We start from the raw sequence: 17,404 nt of genomic DNA on the forward strand, positions 1-17,404 counted from the left end.
GTCAGATACCGGGCAGCGTGTCCTGCGGTACCTCGTCCTGGCCTGTACGGGCCGGAGCCGTACGGAGTGCGAGCTTGTGCCGGCAGTCGGGGCCCAGCCCCCAGATGCGGGAGGCGCGGTCACGCAGCGGCTGGCCGCACATGCGGCACAGGACACGGCGGCCCGCGACGGGTTCGCTCCCCGGCAGCGCCTGCCCCTGCTCTTCCTCGGCCTCCATGCGACCTCCCCTTCCCCCGCACTTCCCGGGCACCCTCCCCGGCACCCGCACCGCGCCCACCCGGGCGCCTCCGGGGCACCGTACCAACGCGGTACGCGCGGCCCGACCGCTCAGCGCCCTCGCCGCGGATGAGCGGGCCGCCGCCGTTCTGCCGTACGGGCCGGGCGGCGAGGCTCCGTCATGCCACGTGCCCGGCCCGCTGCCAGACTGAGGCCATGGAGAACTTCTACCGCGGCCCGGCGACGCTGCTCACCGGAGCCGCCGAGGTACCCGTCAGCGTCGCGCTGTACACGGAGGCGGTCGGGGGCGGTCTTTCGTGGTCGGGAACGGTCAAGCCCGAGGAGGCCCAGCCGCTGTGGACGGAGCTGGAGGGCGACTCAGCGCGGCTGCTGCTCCCCGACGGACGCGAGGGGCGGGTCACGGTGCTCGGCAGCGGCTTCGGGCCCGTCGAGGTCTCGGGCGAGGGCCCGCCGCCCGCCTGACACCTGCGGACGAGGCGCCCCTCCGTCGTACGACGGAGGGGCGTGGTCCGCCATGGGCCGCCCGGCGCCGACCAGTTGGGACTTTCGGCAGGTCGTGCTGTCCCCTGCCGGGTGTACGCGGTCCGGGGTCGTACTCCGCTCGCGGTACGGCAAGACGGGCCCGCCAGGGGACGACATCGCCCGCCGGACGGAGCATCGTGGACGTATGAACGGGATGCTCAACCAGCGCAGGGCGGCCGGGTCATGAGCCCACTGACCACGTCGGTGCTGCTGTCACTGGTTTCGGCGCTCTGCTACGCCCTCGCAGCGATCGTGCAGGAACGGATCGCTTCGACGACGGCGCCGAGCCGACTGGGCCTGCTGCGCTCCGGCAGGTGGTGGTCCGCCGCGCTGCTCCAGGGCGGCGGCGCGCTGCTGCACGTGGTCGCCCTCGGGCTCGGTCCCCTGACGGTGGTACAGCCGCTCGGCGTGCTCACCCTCGTGCTGGCGGCTCCGATGGCCGCCGTACTCGTGCGGCGGCCCGTGAGCCGCGCGGCCTGGCGGGGCATAGCGCTGGTCTCGGCCGGGCTCGCCGGAATACTGCTGCTGACCGGCGCCGACGGTGACGACTCGCTCACCAGGAACGGTCAGTTCGTGCTCGCGGGGGCCGTACTGGGCGCCGTCGCACTGCTCGTGTGCACGGCGGGGCTCGTACGGCGCACGGCGCACGGCTCGCGCGGGCCGGTACTGCGTAGCGTGACGCTCGCGCTGGCGGCGGGCGTGGCGTACGGCGCGGCTTCGGTCTTCGTGAAGACGCTCGCCGACGACTGGACCTCGGCCTCGCTCTTCGCCGCGCTGCCGCTGCTCGCGCTGATAGCCGTACTGGCAGCCGCCGGTCTCTCCGCCTCCCAGGCGTCCTACCGGGGCGGCGGGCTCGCCGCGCCCCTGGCCACGGCGACCGTCGCCAATCCCGTGGTCGCGGCGACCGCCGGAATCGTGCTGCTGGGCGAGGGGTTCCGCTACGGCCTGTCCGGCGTACTGCTGGTCTCGGCCGCAGGGCTGGCCGCCGCCTGGGGCCTGATCGTGCTCACCTTCGACAAGGCGGGCATGCCGCGCGATCCCGGGGAAGGGCCGGGCGGCGGGGAGTTCAAGCCCGTGGTGATCCCGCTGCCCGCCTCCGGGAAGGACAGGACGGCCAAGCGCCGCACGGTGGCGGCCCCGTAGCGCCGCCCCCCGCCTCCTGCCACATCCCCACCTCCGCCAATCTCCAGCGCCCGGCGCCCTCCACCGCCCGCCGGTCTCTCGTACCGGCCGGTCTCTCGCCCGGCGCGGAGACCTCCCGCCCGCCGGGGCGTTCTGCGCCAGGGCCTCCCTGCCCGGTCGGCGCGGGGATCGGGACCGACCGGCCGCTGACCGTGCCGGGATGGCGGCGGAAGCCTCCGTTCCCTCTGCGGGCCGCCGTCGCGCGTGCGTTCCACCCGACGGCCGCACCCAACCGCCGTACGCGCTCTCGCCTGCGCCGACGCACGTCACGCACACTGGTGATCTGCGTACCCGACGAAGGAGGCGCGGCATGCGCTCGATGCTCGCTTCCCGCTGGGGGCGTGCGGTTCTCGCGCTGCTGGCGGGTGCCCTGCCCGCACTCGCGTTCCCCGCGCCCTCGCTGTGGTGGCTGGCGTATGTGGGCCTGGTGCCATGGATGCTGCTGCTGCGCGCGGCGCCGACCGGTCGCGCCGCGGCCGTCGCAGGCTGGCTCGGCGGTACGGCTTTCATGATCGCCGTCCACCACTGGCTGCTGCCGGACCTGCACATCTTCCTGCTGCTTCTGGCGGCGCTGCTGGGGCTGTTGTGGGCCCCATGGGGCTGGTTCGTGCGCAGGACGCTGAGCGGGCGGCCCGGTCCTGGGCGGTTCGCCGCCGCCCTCGTGGTGATCCCCTCGGGATGGCTGCTGGCCGAACTGGTCCGGTCCTGGGAGTACCTGGGCGGACCGTGGGGGCTGCTGGGGGCCAGCCAGTGGGAGGTCGGACCCGCTCTGCGGATGGCTTCCGTCGGCGGTGTATGGCTGGTGAGCTTCCTGCTGGTCGCGGTGAACGTCGCGGTCACCGCGCTCGCCACAGGCCCACGCGCCCGCCTCGGCGCCGTGGTGGCCCTGCTGGCCACCGCGGTGCTCACCGGTTCGGTGTGGGCCTGGGCGCCGCGGCCCGAACGGAGCGGCGACATGCGGATCGCCGTGGTGCAGATCGGCGAGACCGACTCGGCACGCGAGCGCTTCGACCAGGGCGAAAGGCTCACCCGCGAACTGGCGGGCCGCCATGTCGACCTGGTGGTCTGGGGCGAGAGCAGCGTGGGCTACGACCTGCGCACGCACCCCGCACTCGTCCAGCGCCTCTCCCGGCTGTCGAAGCTGACGGGGGCACCGATGCTGGTGAATGTCGATTCACGGCGCAGCGACGGGCCCGGCATCTTCAAGAGTTCGGTGCTCGTGGACGGTGACGGGCTGACAGGGCAGCGCTACGACAAGATGCGGCTGGTCCCGTTCGGCGAGTACGTTCCGGCGCGCTCGGTACTGGGCTGGGCCACCTCGGTCGGCCGGGCAGCGGGCGAGGACCGGCGGCGGGGCACCGAGCCCGTGGTGATGCACGCGGGCGGGGTGCGGTTCGGGCCGCTGGTGTGCTTCGAGACGGCGTTCCCCGACATGAGCAGGCATCTGGCGGCCGAGGGCGCGCGGGTGCTCGTGGCGCAGTCGGCGACCTCCAGCTTCCAGCACAGCTGGGCGCCCGAGCAGCACGCCTCGCTCGCCGCGCTGCGGGCCGCGGAGACGGGGCGGCCGATGGTGCACGCGACGCTGACGGGGGTGAGCGCGGTGCACGGGCCCGACGGGGAGCGCGTCGGCGCGTGGTTGGGCACGGAGCGCAGCACGGCGAAGGTCACCGACGTTCCGCTGGCGACGGGAACGACGCTCTACGCGCGCGCGGGCGACTGGACGCTGCGGCTCGCGCTGACGGTGCTGGTGGCGTTCGGCGGCGTGGAGGGCACCAGGGCGCTGCGGGCACGGCGCTCGAACCAGCGGCGGCTCAGCGTGCCTGCTCCCGCACGGAGGTGACGACCCGTTCGCACAGCTCGTGCGTGCGCAGCGCGTCCTGTGCGCTGAGTGGCCTGCCGGCGCGTACGGCGTCGAGGAAGGCGAGCGCCGCCTGTTCGACGCCGCGCTGCCGGGCCACGGAGACCCAGTCCCCGCGCCTGCGGACGCTGGGCTGGCCCTTGTGGTCGACGATCTCGGAGAGGTTGCGCACCTCGCGCTTGGCGTCCTGGCCCGAGACCTCAAGGATCTCCTCGGCCGAGCCCGACAGCCTGTTCATGACGCCGAGCGCGGTGAAGCCGTCGCCGGACAACTGGAGCACCACGTGGTGCAGCAGCCCGTCGCGCACGCGGGCCCGTACGTCGATCCGGTCGGGGGTGCCGGGGACGAGGAAGCGCAGGGTGTCGACCACGTGGATGAAGTCGTCGAAGACCATCCGCCGTGGGTCCTCCGGCAGTCCGACCCGGTTCTTCTGGAGTATGAGCAGGTCACGGGGGTGCTCCAGGCACTGCGCGTAGGCGGGCGCGTAGCGGCGGTTGAAGCCGACGGCGAGGCCGACGCCGCGCCGCTCGGCGAGGTCCACCAGGCGCTGCGCCTCGGGCAGTTCGTAGGCGAGCGGCTTGTCCACGTACGTCGGGATGCCGGCCTCCAGCAGCCTGGCCACCAACGCGGGGTGCGCGGTCGTGGGCGCGTGCACGAAGGCGGCTTCGGGGCGCGCGGCGAGCAGCCCGTCGAGCGAGCCGTGCCGGTGTTCGGCGGGAATCCGGTGGGTGTCCCCTACGGCGTCGAGCGTCGCGGGCGTGCGCGTGACCAGGTGCGGTTCCAGCCCTGGTTGGGCGGTCAGCACCGGCAGGTATGCCTTCTTCGCGATGTCGCCGAGGCCGATCACGCCGATCTTCACGGGGCTCCCTCACTGGTGTTCTGCAAGCTCACTGGGTGCTACGGGCCGGGCGGCCGTGACTGCCCGGACGTGTGTGCGGACGACCGCGACTGCGAAGCATACGTGCGCTGCGGTGGGCTCCAGTCGGCGATCCCGTCCATGACGCGCAGCGCGGCCCCGGGTGCGAGCCGGGTGACGGCGCCGATCACCGCGTTGCGCAGCGCGCAGGCAGGCCCGCTGGTGAGGGTGGTCATACGCGCAGCGCGCGCCGAGCGGCGTACGACCTCGCTGGTGCGGGGCAGCCGGTCGCGGGTGTGGGCGGCGAGCGTCACGGCGATGTCCCTGCCGGGGTCGGCGTGCTGGCCCAGCACGATCGCGTCCTCGATCGACTGGTTGCCGCCCTGGCCCGCGCTCGGGGTCATGGCGTGCGCGGCGTCGCCGATGAGGACGGTTCGGCCCGCGTGGTGCGCGGGCAGCGGCTCCGTCATGTGGTGGACGTCGTTGCGGAGCACGTCCTCGGACCGTACGGCCTGGATGAGCTGGGGCAGCGGCCAGTGCCAGGTGCCGAACAGCCGCATCAGCTCGGCCCGTTCGCCGTCGGGGGCGCGCTGCCCCTCGGGCACGGTGGCCGCCGCGTAGGCGTAGAGCCTGCCGTCGGGCAGCGGCTGCGTGCCCCAGGTCGTGCCCCTCCCCCATGTCTCGTGCGGCGGAACACGCTCACCGGGTGCCTCGGCGAGGAAGCGCCAGGTGGTGAACCCGGCGTAGCGCGGGCCCGGGTGCGCGGGGAAGAGCGCGCGCCGTGTCGCGGAGTGTATGCCGTCGGCGGCCACGACGAGTTCGGCCTCGAAGACCTCGCCGTCCTCCGTACGGACGGTCGCTGGGCGCTTCCCTTCGCCGGGGTCCCCCGGGTCGTCGAGAGCGGCGGGGGTTCCGGTACGGACGGTGACATCGGCGGGGAGGCGGGAGCGCAGGAGGTCCACGAGCGTGGAGCGGGCCAGCAGGACAAGAGGGTCACCGAAGCGCGCTGCGGCCTTGTCGCCCGTGGTCCGCGCGAGCCATCGCCCCGAGGGGGTGCGCAGGCCGCCGCCCTCGTCCGTCCACGAGCGCAGCGCGCGTACGGCGTCCCCGAGGCCGACGACATCGAGGGCACGCAGCGCGTTGGGTGCCACGGCGATCCCGGCGCCCACGGGTTCGAGCGCGGGGGCACGTTCGAGTACGGTCACGCGCCAGCCGCGCGCGCTCAGCGCGACGGCGGCGGTCAGCCCGCCGACTCCGGCACCGATGACGAGGGCTCGGGGCTTGCTCATACGGACCTCCCATAGGCCGTTCACTACACCTGTAGTGAGCCATGCCCAGCGTACTACGCCCGTAGTGCCCGGGTACGTTGCCTCCATGACCCGACGCACCTCCGCCGCTCCCACGCCCCGCGCCGAGCTGATCGCCGACACCGCGATCGCGCTGCTGGCCGAACGGGGACTGCGCGGGCTGACCCACCGCGCCGTCGACGAGGCTGCCGGACTGCCGCAGGGCTCCACCTCGAACCACGCGCGCACCCGCGCGGCGCTGCTGGAGACCACGGTGCGGCGGCTGGCCGTACGCGAGGCACGCGTCCTCACCCCGGACGAGATGCCCCCGGAGGCCGGCGGCACCGCGCAACAGCAGGCGGACCCCGAAGCACTGGCCGGCCTCATCGCTTCGGCCCTGCACAGGTACCTGGCCCACAACAAACCGCTGCTGGTGGCCCGCTACGAACTCGCGCTGGAGGCCACCCGCCGCCCGGAGCTGCGCGCCTTCTACGACAGGACGGGAGCGGCCTCGTTCGGCGCACCCCTGAACGCCATGCTGCGGTCCGCCGGCTCCACCGACCCGCGACGGCACACGCTGATGCTGCTCTCCTGGTGCGACGGAGTCCTCTTCTCCTGCACCGCGGGCACCTACAGCACGGAAGCACCCACCGAGGCCGAACTGCGCGCGAGCATGCGGGAAATGCTCACCGGCATGCTGGGCGCCACGGCCCTCGACGGGTCGGCGCCGTAACGCAGCGGACCAACGGGGCGGCGCGGCAGTTTGGCCAGCGGCACCCAACGCAGCCGCGCGAAAGGGAGGTTCGGCGGCCGGCACCGTAACGCAACGGGTAGGCACGGCAGTTGGCCCTTCGACGCCGTAACACAAGGTGAGGCACGGCGTTTCGACGGCCGACGCCGCAACGCGACGGGGCGGCGCGCTGTAAAAGGGATCGCGCCGCGTGCGGGTGTCGCCCAGGATGACCGGCATGACAACCGATGAGAGCACCGTCCCGCACGAGGACCACGGAGTACCACGCGAAGAGCCCGAGGGCACAGGGCCCGAGCGGGAGATGCTGGAGGACTGGCTCGACTTCCACCGCGCCACGCTCGCCGAGAAGTGCGCGGGACTGGACGACGCGGGCCTGCGTGAGGCGTCAGCGCCTCCGTCCGATCTGACGCTCCTGGGGCTGATGCGGCATCTCACCGATGTCGAACGCCACTGGTTCCGGCGGGTCCTCGCCGGGGAGGACATCCCGCCGCTCTACTTCACCCCTGAGGCGCCCGACGACGACTTCGTGGTCGGCGAGGGCGACACGGGTCAGGGCACCCTGGCCGTATGGCGCGAGGAGGTGGCGGTCGTCCGTAAGGTCGCCGAGGGACGCGCGCTGGAGGAGACCGGCATCCATCCCAGGCAGGGCACCACACACTCGCTGCGCTGGATCTACCTCCACATGATCGAGGAGTACGCGCGCCACAACGGCCACGCCGACCTGCTGCGCGAACGTATCGACGGCGTGACGGGCGTCTGAAGGACGCGACGGGGCGGCCGGGCCGCGTGAACGAGCCACCGGGGCTCGGCGCGCTCCCGGCGGCACCGGCCATGCGCCCCCCGCTCACCCGTGCGGGGACTTTCCCCCCTCCGTGTGGTTGTGAAGAGTTGCCGGAATGCCACGTATGACAAGAGTCCTGGCGGTCGTGGGCCTCGCCCTGTCGGCGGCGGGCTGTGTGACGGTCCCGGGCGGTCCGGGCGCCGCGCCCTCGCCGAACCGGTCGCCGGAACCCGCACCGGGCCCCGCGCACGAGCCGCCCCGCGCCGACAAGGACAGACCGCCGCGCCTCGTACAGGGCCCCGTGAAAGAGGCGCTCTCCCAACTGCCCGACACCGGCGGCGACATGACAGGGAGCGCGCCGACCGCGCCGCACACCACCCCGCCCGGCGCGCGGAACGGACCGGAGACGGCGGGGGCGCACGCCCAAGGGGCCCACGAACAACAAGCGCACGCGCGGCGCACGGCACGTCCACGTACGGCCCCGGAGGTCAGGGACCGCGAGCGCGAACTCCCCAACAGGGCGGGCCTCCCCACCGCCGGCCCCTCTGGAGCCGGCATCTGTGAACTGGGCGAGGTCTACGGCAGATGGGACCCGCAGAGCACCCAGGCCCGTGCCTGCCGCGCCGCCTACGGCGACTGAGCGCCCAACAGGCCGGGCGAGGCGCGAAGTTGCTCGATCACCTCGGGGGGCGGTAGCGGCCGTCGCGGCGGCGCGGCACCCGGGCCGGGGGCGCGCCGGCGAGCCGGCTGCGGCCGGGTGCCGCTGGGCCGACTCAGGGGGTGCCGCACGCACGGAGGCGGCGTGCGGTCGCGTCCGCGTCGTCGAGGAGGCGGGAGCTGTCGTCGACGAGGCGGCCCGCGCGCACGTGGTCGCGTCCGGCCGCTGTGACGGTGTCGATGTGGGAGCGGTCCATCTGCAGGACGACGGTGCTGTACGGGTCATGGACGGGGGCCGCATCGGGCCGGTCGGCACGCAGGACGACGAGGTCGGCCTGCTTTCCGGGGGTCAGCGAACCGGTGCGGTCGTCCAGGCCGAGGGAGCGGGCACCGTCGAGCGTGGCCATGCGCAGCACGTCGCGCACGGTGATGCCGTTGGGGGTGCCGGCGTCGTGATGGGCGTGGCGTCCGGCCTGGTAGGCCGCGCGCAGCTGGGTGAACATGTCCCCGGCGACGGTGACTTCGACATCGACACTGAGGCTGACCGGCAGGTCGCGCCGCGCCAGGGCCGGCGCGATCATCGGGTACCCGTGCCCCATGATCATCTCAATGGCGGGCGAGACGGAGACGCTGCCGCCGCTGTCGGCGATGACGGCCAGTTCCCCGGCGTCGAGGCCGTTGGCGTGGATGAAGGTGGTGCCTGGGCGGATCGCGCCGATTTTGTGCAGGTGGGCGGCGGACAGTCGGGAGGAGAAGTGCCGGGAGACGGGCACGTCGAGTTCGCGGGCCAGGGCGGCGTTGGCCAACTCGTCCGCGTCGCTGCCGCCCTCTGCCACCACGGCCATGGTCACCATGCCGTAGGGGTCGTCGAGCAGCTCGCCGCGCACGCGCCGGGTGGCCTCGGGCAGGACGGTCCCCTCGGCGAGGATGGCGGGGAAGCTCTTGCCGTAGGCGAAGACGGCACGGATCCCCGACTCCTTGAGCGCAGCGACCACGGCTTCGCTGTGCTCGGGCGAGTCCTGGATGTTGGAGATGTCCTGGATGGTGGTGATGCCGGACGCCAAGGCCGCACGGGCGCTGAGCAGGTTGCCGGTGTACAGGTCGTGCGGCGTCAGGGCGGGGCCGAAGTCGCCGAGGATGTTGTCCATGTACTGCGGGAAGGTGTGGGCGGGTGCGATGCCGCGCAGTATGGCCTGCCACATGTGGCGGTGGGTGTCGACGAAGCCGGGAATGATGACGCAGCCGCGCGCTTCGACGGTCTCGGCACCGTGGGGCGCCTGAAGGCCGGTGCCGACCTCGACGATGCGGTCGCCGTCGAGGAGAAGGTCGCCGTTGTCGAGGTCGCCCAGCGCCGGGTCCATGGTGAGGATGCGGGCGTTGCGGTACAGACGGACAGTCACGTTCGCTCCTTGGCAGGGTTCATGTGCGGTGCGGCTCAGCCGCGTGGATGCGTTCGGTCAGGTGTGGGCCCGTTGGCTGCCGGGCCCGTTCAGCTCCGGGTGCCGGCAGGGGCCGGGGGCGCGGTCGCGGCGGTCTGTGCCGGGACGTGCGTGTCGCGGCCGAGGCGGCCCATGAGGAACCAGGCGGCGACGCCGACAGCGACGGCCGCCGAACCCGCGATGAGGAAGACCTGTTGCAGGCCGTGTGCGAAGGCGGCGTCGAGCGCTTCGGTCAGCGCCGCGCGCCGGGCCGGCGCCACGCTCTCGATGATCTGGCGGCCCTGTCCGCCGCCCAGCGCCGATGCGGTCTCCTGCGGCACGCCGGGCACGTTCTTCCCCGCCAGGGTGTGGGCGGCCTCGGAGACGAAGACGGTACCCAGGACGGCGACGCCGATGGCCTGGCCGAGCTGGCGGAAGGTGTTGACCGCGCCACTGGCCGTCCCGGCGTCCGCCGGCGGCACCGAGGACAGTGCGGCGGAGACCAGGGGCGCGGTCACCACGCCTGCCCCGATACCGCTGAGGACCATTCCCGCCAGCAGGACCGTCCAGTTGGAGCCCGGCCCGATGAAGGTCTCGGTCAGTACGCCGACGCCGATGAGCACGAGTCCGGCACTCACCGGGATCCGCGCGGGCAGGCCGTGCAGAACACGTCCGGCGAACGCGGCGACCAGCAGCGCCGACAGGCTCAGCGGAGTGAGCACCAGGCCGGCGGCCAGCGGACCCATCTCCAGCGAGGTCTGCAGCCACATCGAGGTGTAGCCGAGGTGTGCGAACGCGGCGCCCTGGAGCAGGACAGCGGCCAGCATCAGAGCGGTGAACGCCGGACGGCGGAACAGTCGCAGGTTCAGCATCGGCTGGGCCACCGTGGACTCGGTCACCACGAACACCGCGAGCGCCATGGCACCCACCACCAGAAGCGTGACGACCGTAGGGCTGCCCCAACCGCTGTGCGCACTCTCGATCAGCCCGGCAACGGTCGCGCCGGCCGCCACCGTGAAGCTGAGCGCTCCGACCGCGTCGAGCCGCCGCCCCGCAGTGGCCTTGAACTCCGGCAGCACGCGGCGTGCCAGCACCATGGTGACGACGGCCACCGGCAGGTTGACCAGGAAGATCGACGGCCAGCCCCAGCTCTCGGTGAGCACCCCGCCCAGCGTCGGGCCCACCGCGGCAGCCGAGCTGCTCACCGCACCCCACACGCTGAACGCGATCCCCCTGTCCCTGCCTTCATAGACCGAGGTCAGCAGCGCCGTGGTGGTGGCGAACATGACCGCGCCCCCGGTCCCCTGAAGCGCGCGGCCCGCGATCAGCACACCGCCGTCGGCCGCCAGAGCGCACATCAGCGAGGCCAGCGCGAACACGGCGAGCCCCGCCAGGTAGACGCGGCGCCGCCCCAGGAGGTCGGCGGCGGCACCGGCGGTCAGCAGCAGGGCCGCGAGCGTCAGCGCATAGGCATCCACGATCCACTGCAGCGAGGCCATCGACGCGTGCAACGACCGCGACATGTCGGGCAGGGCCACATTCACGATGGTCACGTCCACCAGCAGCATGAACGTTCCCAGACAGATGGCTACCAATGGCCACCACTTACGCATCGAACCGCCTCACAGTTCCCCATCGACACCGACCGGATGCCGGTGTCACCACTGTGCGAGCGGATGTGCCCCCTGATCCAGCGAGAGCGGCGCCGACGAGAAAGTTGGACACTCCACCCCGGTCAAGAGACGATATGAACCATGGTCGACGCCATTGACAGGGAAATCATCCATGCCTTGCAGCTCGACGGCCGGGCGTCGTTCCGCGCCATCGGCCAGATCATCGGGGCCTCGCCCCAGACGGTCACGCGCCGCTACGCCCACCTGCGCACCACGGCCTCACTGCGCGTCCTCGGCCGCACCCAGCCCTACGCGCTGGGCGACGAGGAGTGGTTCCTGCGCGTGCGCTGCACCCCGGACGCCACCGACCGGGTCGCGCGCGCTCTGGCCCGTCACGAGGAGACCGTCTGGATCCATGTCACCTCCGGCGGCACAGAGATCGTCTGCACCACCCGCAACCCCGAAGGCCGCGAACCCCTCCTTCTGCGCAACCTGCCCAAGACCCCCCGCGTCACCTCCATGACGGCCCACTGCCTGCTCCACAGCTACTACGGCGGCCCGCAGAGCCTCGTCGACAAAGTCCGCCCTCTCGACCCCGAGCAGATCGCCGCACTCACCGTTCCCAGCAGACCGCCCAGGCCCACGCACCTGACAGGCACCGACCGCGCCATCCTGCGCGTCCTGTACGAGGACGCACGCGCGAGCAACCAGGAACTCGCCGTCGCGGCGGGCTGTTCACAGTCGACCGCTCAGCGCCGCGTGAGCGAACTGCGTCACTCGGGCGTCCTCTACTTCGACGTCGACTACGACCCCGCGGTCCTCGAACGCTCCCGCGTGGCCATGCTGTGGGCCGCCGTCGCGCCGGCACATCTCGAAGAAGCGGGCCGCGCGCTCGCCCAGCACGACGCGGTGTCCTTCGCGGCCTCCACCACCGGCCCCACCAACCTCTACGCGGCCATCACCTGCACCGACAACCGCGCCCTGCACGGCTACCTCACCGGCCCCGTCGCGGCCTTGCCCGGCCTCACCCAGGTCGAGAGCGCCCCCGTCACCCGCACCCTCAAACGCGCCGGCCTGGCCACAGGCGCATGACGGCTCCACGTGCTCGCTCGCGCCCCGCGTCCTGCTGACGGCGCTCCGAGGACGGCACCCCGGCAGGGGCGCCGGCGACATCGGCTAGTGCGCCGTGTCGTCGGCGAGGCGCAGCTCCAGGCGTTCGATGGCCGCTCTGATCCCGTCCCCGTACGCGTCGTCGCCCAGCGCGTCGAGCGTGCCCCGCGCCCTGTCCAGGTCGCGCCTCGCGGAGTGCGGGTCTCCGAGCTTGGCGTGGTCGGCGGCGAGGTTCAGATAGAGCGACGGGTAGAGCGCGCGCACCGCGAGGAGGTGTTCGCCCCAGCTCACCCGCTCCTCGCTCAACGCGTCGGCCGCCGACAGCGCGCGCAGGTCCCACTCCAGTTCGTCGGCCGGATCGTCCTGGGTGTCCGCCATGTAGTGCGCGATGGTGCAGCGGTGGAAGAGGTGCCCGGTGTCCTCGGTCTCCTTCCACAGCAGCGTGAAGCGGTTGCGGGCCTCCTCCCGGTCACCGCCCCTGTGCAGCATGATGGCCTGCCCGATCCTGACCATCGTCGCGTCCTCCGCGCCCTCGGGCGCTCCCTGCTGGGGCTCCGCCACGGTGCTCCTCCCGTTCGCCGTGCGCCGCACGCTGTCCGGCCGCACGCTTCCAGCCGTGCACTGTCCGGCCGTGCGCTGATCCGTCGGGACCCGCCGGACGGCCACCATGTGGCACGGCGGCCCACCGGACGCGGTCGTACGGACGACGCTAACGGGCAGCACTGACAATCGCCGCGAAGAACTGGGCGAACGGGCGGGCGGCGCGTAGGCCGGCCCGTTCCCGGAGTGCTGTTCAGCCCAGGTCGGGCAGGCGCCAGTCGATCGGCGTGTGCCCCTGCGCCGCGACCGCCTCGTCGATCTGCGTGAACGGGCGAGAGCCCAGGAACTTCTTGGCGGACAGCGGCGAGGGGTGAGCGCCCTGGACGACGGCGTGCCTGTCGGTGTCGATGAGGGGGAGCTTCTTCTTCGCGTAGTTGCCCCACAGCACGAAGACGGCCGGATCGGGGCGTGCGGCGACCGCGCGGATCACCGCATCGGTGAACTTCTCCCAGCCCTTGCCCTTGTGCGAGTTGGCCTCACCGGCGCGCACGGTGAGCACCGCGTTCAGCAGCAGAGCACCCTGCTCGGCCCACGGCATCAGATAGCCGTTGTCGGGCACGGGATGGCCCAGGTCGTCCCGCATCTCCTTGTAGATGTTCCGCAGCGAGGGCGGCGTCCTGACGCCGGGGCGCACCGAGAAGCACAGACCGTGGCCCTGCCCCTCGCCGTGATACGGGTCCTGACCGAGCACAAGCACCTTGACCTGGTCGTACGGCGTCGCATCCAGTGCGGCGAACACCTCCTCACGGGGCGGGTACACCGGCCCGCGCTCCCGCTCCTCCTCCACGAAGCACGTCAGCTCCTTGAAGTAGGGCTTCTCGGTCTCCTCGCCGAGGACGCCCTGCCAGGACTCGGGCAGCATCTCTTTCACGCGCTCTACCTCCGGTGCGGTGTGCGGGTGTCTGTGCGGTCGTGCTCACTTGCTGCACAGAAGGTACAGCCGGGCACTGACAGACCGCGCGGGAGGCGGAAAGATCACCAGCTGGACTTCTTGTACAGCTCCCACATCCGCATGATGACCGATGCGTCGATCGCCCACTCCACCCCGGCGACATCCTTGTGCGAGGCGATGTAGACCTTGCCCTGCCACAGCGGCAGCAGGCGCGCGTCCTTGGCCATGACCTTCTGCGCAGCGGCGAACGACTTGCCCGCCGTGCCCCTGTCGCTCTGCTGCCTGGAGCGGGGAAGCAGCTTGTCGGTCAGTTCCGGGCTGGGGTACGGCGTCCCCATGGCGTTGTCCTTGCCGACGAACGGCGTGATGTAGTTGTCGGCGTCGGGGAAGTCCGCCGACCAGCCGCGCCCGAAGACGGGGTAGTCGCCCTTGAGGTAGCCCTTCTGGAAGTCGCCCCAGCCGCGCCCCTCGACGGTGATGTCGAAGAGACCCGAGGCGTCGAGCTGGCGCTTGATCTCCTTGAACTCCCGTTCCGTCGCCTCTCCGTAGCGGTCGTTGGCGTACCAGAGGGTCAGCGGAACCTTGTCCTCGATGCCGGCGCCGCGCAGGATCGCGCGTGCCTTCGCCTTGCTGGGCTCTCCGAACCGGTCGAGGAAGGAGTTGGTGTGCCCTGTGACGCCCGCAGGCACCATGGAGTAGAGAGGGTCGGCCGTGCGGTCGTAGACCCTGCGCACCAGGGCCTTGCGGTCGACGAGCTGCGCCACCGCCTCGCGCACGGCGGGCTTGCGTGCCTGGGGGTCCTTCGGGTTGAAGACGAGGTAGTGGATCTCGGTGCCCGTCATCTCGTTCAGCTCGACGGCGTCCTTGCCCTGTGCCTCCCCGTCCTGGAAGGCGGTGATCTGGCGGGGCGTCAGGCCGCGGTACGTCAGGTCTATTCGCCCGGACTTGAGGTCCTTGACCATCCGCGAGGACTGCGCGAAGTACCGGATGGTGACGCTGTCGTTCCTGACCTTGGCCGCGCCCTTGTAGTCGGGATTCCTGGCGAGCACGGCCTCCTTGTCCGGCGTGTAACTCTTCAGCGTGTACGGCCCCGAGCCGGTCGCCTCGCTGCCCTTGCGCAGCTTCGACATCGGATACTCCGCCGGGTCGATCAGGGAGGCGCCGGGAGTGGAGAGGACGAACGGGAAGGTCGCGTCCGGCTTCTTCAGATGGAAGACGACGGTACGCGCCCCGGCGACCTCGACCCTGTCGAGGCTGGAGAGCAGCGAGGAGGGCCCCGACTTGACCTTCAGCGATCTGGTGCGGTCGAAGGAGTGCTTGACGGCACGCGCGTCCAGCGGGGACCCGCTGGAGAACGTCAGGTCGTCGCGGAGGGTGCAGCGGTAGGCGCGGTTGCTGGAGTCGGTGAATCCGCAGCTGCTCGCGGCGTCGGGCTCGGGTGAACTCCCGGCGTTCGGGACGGTCATGAGCGTCTGGTAGATGTTCCGGTACAGCTCCCACGAGCCGTCCCAGGCAGCCGCGGGGTCCAGGGAGCTGGGGGCGCTGGTGGTCCCGACCACAAGGCTCCGTTCCTCGCCTCCTCCGTCGCCGGACAGCGAACTGCATCCGGCGATGAGTGCGAGGGGAAGGACTGTCGCTGCGGTTCTCAGCAGCCCGTTGCGGTCGGACACGTGCGCGCTCCTCAGTCAGCTGTGCCTGTACTGCTGGTGCGGTGCTCATGTGGGGGGGGAGGGATGAGAGATTACCTCAGCACACTCCCCTGGAACATGCACAGGTCAACTGGCGATCAACGCGCGTCCGCCGGGCCCCCGCAGGGTCCCGGCGGACGGGTGAAGAACGAGCGGAGAACGGCCAACTGGCCTACTCTACGCCCGCGTTGAGGGAGAGACCGCCGTCCACGACCAGGGTCTGTCCGGTGATCCAGCGGGCCTCGCCCGAGGTGAGGAAGCGCGCCGCTCCCCCGACGTCCTCCGGTGCTCCGAGCCGCCCCATGGGGTAGCGCGCCGCGGCCTCCTCCTCGCGTCCCTCGTACAGCGAGGCGGCGAACTTCGTCTTCACCACGGCGGGCGCGAGCGCGTTGACCCGTACCGCGGGCGCGAACTCGTGCGCGAGCTGCTGCGTGAGGTTGATCATCGCCGCCTTGCTCATGCCGTAGGCACCGATGAAGGGCGAGGCCGAGACCCCCGCGATGGAGGCGATGTTGACGATCGTGCCGCCGTTGTCCTTCTGCCAGGCCGCCCACGTGCGCTGCGCGAAGCCGAGCGCCGAGATCACATTGGTCTCGTACACCTTGCGCACCACGTTCAGGTCCAGCTCCGCCATGGGCCCGAACACCGGGTTGGTGCCCGCGTTGTTGACCAGATGGTCGATGCGTCCGTAGGTCTCCATCACGCGCTCGACGGCGAGTGCCTGGTGCTCCAGGTCGTGCGCCTTGCCCGCGACGGCCATGGCGCGATCGGAACCGAGCCGCTCGACGGCTTCCTTGAGTGCGTCCTCGTTACGTCCCGTGATGCACACGCGGTCGCCGCGTGCCACCAGCGCCTCGGCGACGCCGTAGCCGATGCCACGGCTGGCACCGGTGACGAGCGCGACCTCGCCCGTGTCGGGCCTCTCCCCCACGGTGTTCTCCGTCCTGTCCTTCATTCCGCCGGCTCCCTGTCCTTCATCCCGCCGATTCTCCTCGCCCGCCGGTCAGTTGAGCGGCCCGCCGGCCACGTACAGCACCTGGCCGGAGACGAACCCGGTCTTCTCGTCGGCGAAGAACGCGACGGCGTTGGCGATGTCGTCCGGCTCCCCCGTACGCGCGACAGGGATCTGGGTGGCAGCCGCTGCCTTGAAGTCCTCGAAGCCCATACCGACGCGCTCGGCGGTGGCCGCCGTCATGTCGGTGGCGATGAAGCCGGGCGCCACCGCGTTCGCGGTGATGCCGAACTTGCCCAGTTCCTTGGCCAGCGTCTTGGTGAAGCCCTGCATGCCCGCCTTGGCCGCCGCGTAGTTGACCTGGCCGCGGTTGCCCAGCGCCGAGGACGAGGAGAGGTTGACGATACGGCCGAAGCCGGCGTCCACCATGTGCTTCTGGCAGGCCCGTGACATGAGGAAGGCGCCGCGCAGATGCACGTTCATGACCGTGTCCCAGTCGTCGTCGCTCATCTTGAACAGCAGGTTGTCCCGCAGCACCCCCGCGTTGTTGACCAGCACCACCGGCGCACCGAGCTGCTCGGTGACGCGCGCGACGGCCGTCTCGACCTGCCCCGAGTCCGAGACGTCGCAGCCGACGGCGAGCGCCGTGCCGCCCTGCCCTGTGATCGTCGCGACGGTCGCGGCGCAGGCCACCTCGTCGAGGTCGAGGACGGCGACGGCATGACCCTCCGCCGCCAGACGGACGGCGGTCGCCGCGCCGATCCCTCGGGCTGCGCCCGTCACGATCGCGACTCGCTGCTCGGTGCTGGACATGCTGGTGTCTCCTCGGGCCTGGGGTGAGTGAGCAACCGCTTAGTACCTACGGCAGTGTGACGCTATGAGGCAGGCAACCCGCTGTCAACGGTGGCCCCGGGCGACCTCGCCACGGAGGCGGGGGCCTCGGGCCTCGGGTCGGGGCTTCGGGCCTCGGGGCCTCGGGCCTCGGGTCGGGGCTTCGGGCC

17 protein-coding genes are annotated in these 17,404 nt (G+C 71.9%); 7 read left to right on the forward strand and 10 right to left on the reverse strand.

Going from position 1 to position 17,404, the window contains the following annotated elements; genetic code table 11:
* Nucleotide 1: 1 nt before the first annotated feature.
* Complete coding sequence (locus tag NMN56_RS27470; protein WP_274046315.1) at nt 2–217, reverse strand: DUF6011 domain-containing protein; 216 nt, start codon at nt 215–217, stop codon at nt 2–4.
* Nucleotides 218–432: 215 nt separating this feature from the next.
* Here NMN56_RS27470 and NMN56_RS27475 point away from each other — a divergent pair, with 215 nt between their 5' ends.
* The 3 genes from NMN56_RS27475 to lnt all read left to right on the forward strand — a co-directional run bounded on the left by NMN56_RS27475 (nt 433) and on the right by lnt (nt 3,781).
* Entirely contained in the window at nt 433–699 is a 267-nt protein-coding gene (locus NMN56_RS27475) for a DUF4873 domain-containing protein (protein ID WP_274046316.1), read from the forward strand.
* 243 nt (nt 700–942) lie between these two features.
* A complete protein-coding gene (locus NMN56_RS27480) occupies nt 943–1,902 on the forward strand; it encodes a DMT family transporter (RefSeq protein WP_274046317.1) in 960 nt (319 codons plus the stop codon).
* A 349-nt stretch (nt 1,903–2,251) separates the two neighbouring features.
* On the forward strand, nt 2,252–3,781 hold the full coding sequence (gene lnt / locus NMN56_RS27485) for an apolipoprotein N-acyltransferase (RefSeq protein WP_274046318.1): 1,530 nt from the start codon (nt 2,252–2,254) through the stop codon (nt 3,779–3,781).
* Here lnt and NMN56_RS27490 read toward each other — a convergent pair.
* On the reverse strand, nt 3,753–4,658 hold the full coding sequence (locus NMN56_RS27490) for a Gfo/Idh/MocA family protein (RefSeq protein WP_274046319.1): 906 nt from the start codon (nt 4,656–4,658) through the stop codon (nt 3,753–3,755). The two genes, lnt and NMN56_RS27490, sit on opposite strands and share 29 nt — an antisense overlap.
* Nucleotides 4,659–4,696: 38 nt before the next feature.
* Nucleotides 4,697–5,944 (reverse strand): FAD-dependent monooxygenase, encoded by a 1,248-nt coding sequence (locus NMN56_RS27495; protein WP_274046320.1) that lies wholly within the window; start codon nt 5,942–5,944, stop codon nt 4,697–4,699.
* Between the two features lie 85 nt (nt 5,945–6,029).
* Between NMN56_RS27495 and NMN56_RS27500 the strand changes: the two genes are divergently transcribed.
* From NMN56_RS27500 to NMN56_RS27510, 3 genes are all read left to right on the forward strand, one after another.
* Complete coding sequence (locus NMN56_RS27500; protein WP_274046321.1) at nt 6,030–6,674, forward strand: TetR/AcrR family transcriptional regulator; 645 nt, start codon at nt 6,030–6,032, stop codon at nt 6,672–6,674.
* A 226-nt stretch (nt 6,675–6,900) separates the two neighbouring features.
* Entirely contained in the window at nt 6,901–7,452 is a 552-nt protein-coding gene (locus NMN56_RS27505) for a DinB family protein (RefSeq protein ID WP_430542723.1), read from the forward strand.
* 136 nt (nt 7,453–7,588) lie between these two features.
* Nucleotides 7,589–8,113 carry a hypothetical protein gene (locus tag NMN56_RS27510; RefSeq protein ID WP_274046322.1) on the forward strand — a complete coding sequence of 175 codons (525 nt, stop codon included), beginning with the start codon at nt 7,589–7,591 and terminating at the stop codon, nt 8,111–8,113.
* Nucleotides 8,114–8,246: 133 nt separating this feature from the next.
* On the opposite strand, the gene NMN56_RS27515 is transcribed toward NMN56_RS27510, so the two are convergent.
* Both NMN56_RS27515 and NMN56_RS27520 read right to left on the reverse strand, forming a co-directional pair.
* Nucleotides 8,247–9,530 (reverse strand): amidohydrolase family protein, encoded by a 1,284-nt coding sequence (locus tag NMN56_RS27515; RefSeq protein ID WP_274046323.1) that lies wholly within the window; start codon nt 9,528–9,530, stop codon nt 8,247–8,249.
* An 89-nt stretch (nt 9,531–9,619) separates the two neighbouring features.
* The gene (locus NMN56_RS27520; protein ID WP_430542724.1) at nt 9,620–11,116 is read right to left on the reverse strand and encodes an MFS transporter; all 1,497 of its coding nucleotides are present in this window, start codon (nt 11,114–11,116) and stop codon (nt 9,620–9,622) included.
* A 186-nt stretch (nt 11,117–11,302) separates the two neighbouring features.
* Here NMN56_RS27520 and NMN56_RS27525 point away from each other — a divergent pair, with 186 nt between their 5' ends.
* Complete coding sequence (locus tag NMN56_RS27525) at nt 11,303–12,253, forward strand: Lrp/AsnC family transcriptional regulator (RefSeq protein ID WP_274046325.1); 951 nt, start codon at nt 11,303–11,305, stop codon at nt 12,251–12,253.
* 84 nt (nt 12,254–12,337) lie between these two features.
* Here the strand turns inward: NMN56_RS27525 and NMN56_RS27530 are convergent, their stop codons facing one another.
* The 5 genes from NMN56_RS27530 to fabG form a co-directional block, all read right to left on the reverse strand.
* A complete protein-coding gene (locus NMN56_RS27530) occupies nt 12,338–12,832 on the reverse strand; it encodes a hypothetical protein (protein WP_430542725.1) in 495 nt (164 codons plus the stop codon).
* A gap of 232 nt (nt 12,833–13,064) precedes the next feature.
* Entirely contained in the window at nt 13,065–13,733 is a 669-nt protein-coding gene (gene ung, locus NMN56_RS27535; RefSeq protein WP_274046399.1) for a uracil-DNA glycosylase, read from the reverse strand.
* Nucleotides 13,734–13,846: 113 nt separating this feature from the next.
* Complete coding sequence (locus NMN56_RS27540; protein WP_274046326.1) at nt 13,847–15,433, reverse strand: ABC transporter substrate-binding protein; 1,587 nt, start codon at nt 15,431–15,433, stop codon at nt 13,847–13,849.
* A gap of 190 nt (nt 15,434–15,623) precedes the next feature.
* Nucleotides 15,624–16,406, reverse strand: a complete 783-nt coding sequence (locus NMN56_RS27545) for an SDR family oxidoreductase (RefSeq protein WP_274046327.1) — start codon at nt 16,404–16,406, stop codon at nt 15,624–15,626.
* 48 nt (nt 16,407–16,454) lie between these two features.
* Nucleotides 16,455–17,216, reverse strand: coding sequence for a 3-oxoacyl-ACP reductase FabG (gene fabG / locus NMN56_RS27550; RefSeq protein ID WP_274046328.1), 762 nt, complete (start codon nt 17,214–17,216; stop codon nt 16,455–16,457).
* Between the last annotated feature and the right edge of the window lie 188 nt (nt 17,217–17,404).

The organism is Streptomyces iconiensis (assembly GCF_028657195.3).
Taxonomy (GTDB): domain Bacteria; phylum Actinomycetota; class Actinomycetes; order Streptomycetales; family Streptomycetaceae; genus Streptomyces; species Streptomyces iconiensis.

Excerpts from the sequence above, each read along its gene's own strand:
- NMN56_RS27470 (WP_274046315.1), bottom strand. The coding sequence starts at position 217 with ATGGAGGCCGAGGAAGAGCAGGGGCAGGCGCTGCCGGGGAGCGAACCC.
- NMN56_RS27475 (WP_274046316.1), top strand. The coding sequence starts at position 433 with ATGGAGAACTTCTACCGCGGCCCGGCGACGCTGCTCACCGGAGCCGCC.
- NMN56_RS27480 (WP_274046317.1), top strand. The coding sequence starts at position 943 with ATGAGCCCACTGACCACGTCGGTGCTGCTGTCACTGGTTTCGGCGCTC.
- lnt (WP_274046318.1), top strand. The coding sequence starts at position 2,252 with ATGCGCTCGATGCTCGCTTCCCGCTGGGGGCGTGCGGTTCTCGCGCTG.
- NMN56_RS27495 (WP_274046320.1), bottom strand. The coding sequence starts at position 5,944 with ATGAGCAAGCCCCGAGCCCTCGTCATCGGTGCCGGAGTCGGCGGGCTG.
- NMN56_RS27500 (WP_274046321.1), top strand. The coding sequence starts at position 6,030 with ATGACCCGACGCACCTCCGCCGCTCCCACGCCCCGCGCCGAGCTGATC.
- NMN56_RS27505 (WP_430542723.1), top strand. The coding sequence starts at position 6,901 with ATGACCGGCATGACAACCGATGAGAGCACCGTCCCGCACGAGGACCAC.
- NMN56_RS27510 (WP_274046322.1), top strand. The coding sequence starts at position 7,589 with ATGCCACGTATGACAAGAGTCCTGGCGGTCGTGGGCCTCGCCCTGTCG.
- NMN56_RS27520 (WP_430542724.1), bottom strand. The coding sequence starts at position 11,116 with ATGCTGCTGGTGGACGTGACCATCGTGAATGTGGCCCTGCCCGACATG.
- NMN56_RS27525 (WP_274046325.1), top strand. The coding sequence starts at position 11,303 with ATGGTCGACGCCATTGACAGGGAAATCATCCATGCCTTGCAGCTCGAC.
- ung (WP_274046399.1), bottom strand. The coding sequence starts at position 13,733 with ATGCTGCCCGAGTCCTGGCAGGGCGTCCTCGGCGAGGAGACCGAGAAG.
- NMN56_RS27545 (WP_274046327.1), bottom strand. The coding sequence starts at position 16,406 with ATGAAGGACAGGACGGAGAACACCGTGGGGGAGAGGCCCGACACGGGC.
- fabG (WP_274046328.1), bottom strand. The coding sequence starts at position 17,216 with ATGTCCAGCACCGAGCAGCGAGTCGCGATCGTGACGGGCGCAGCCCGA.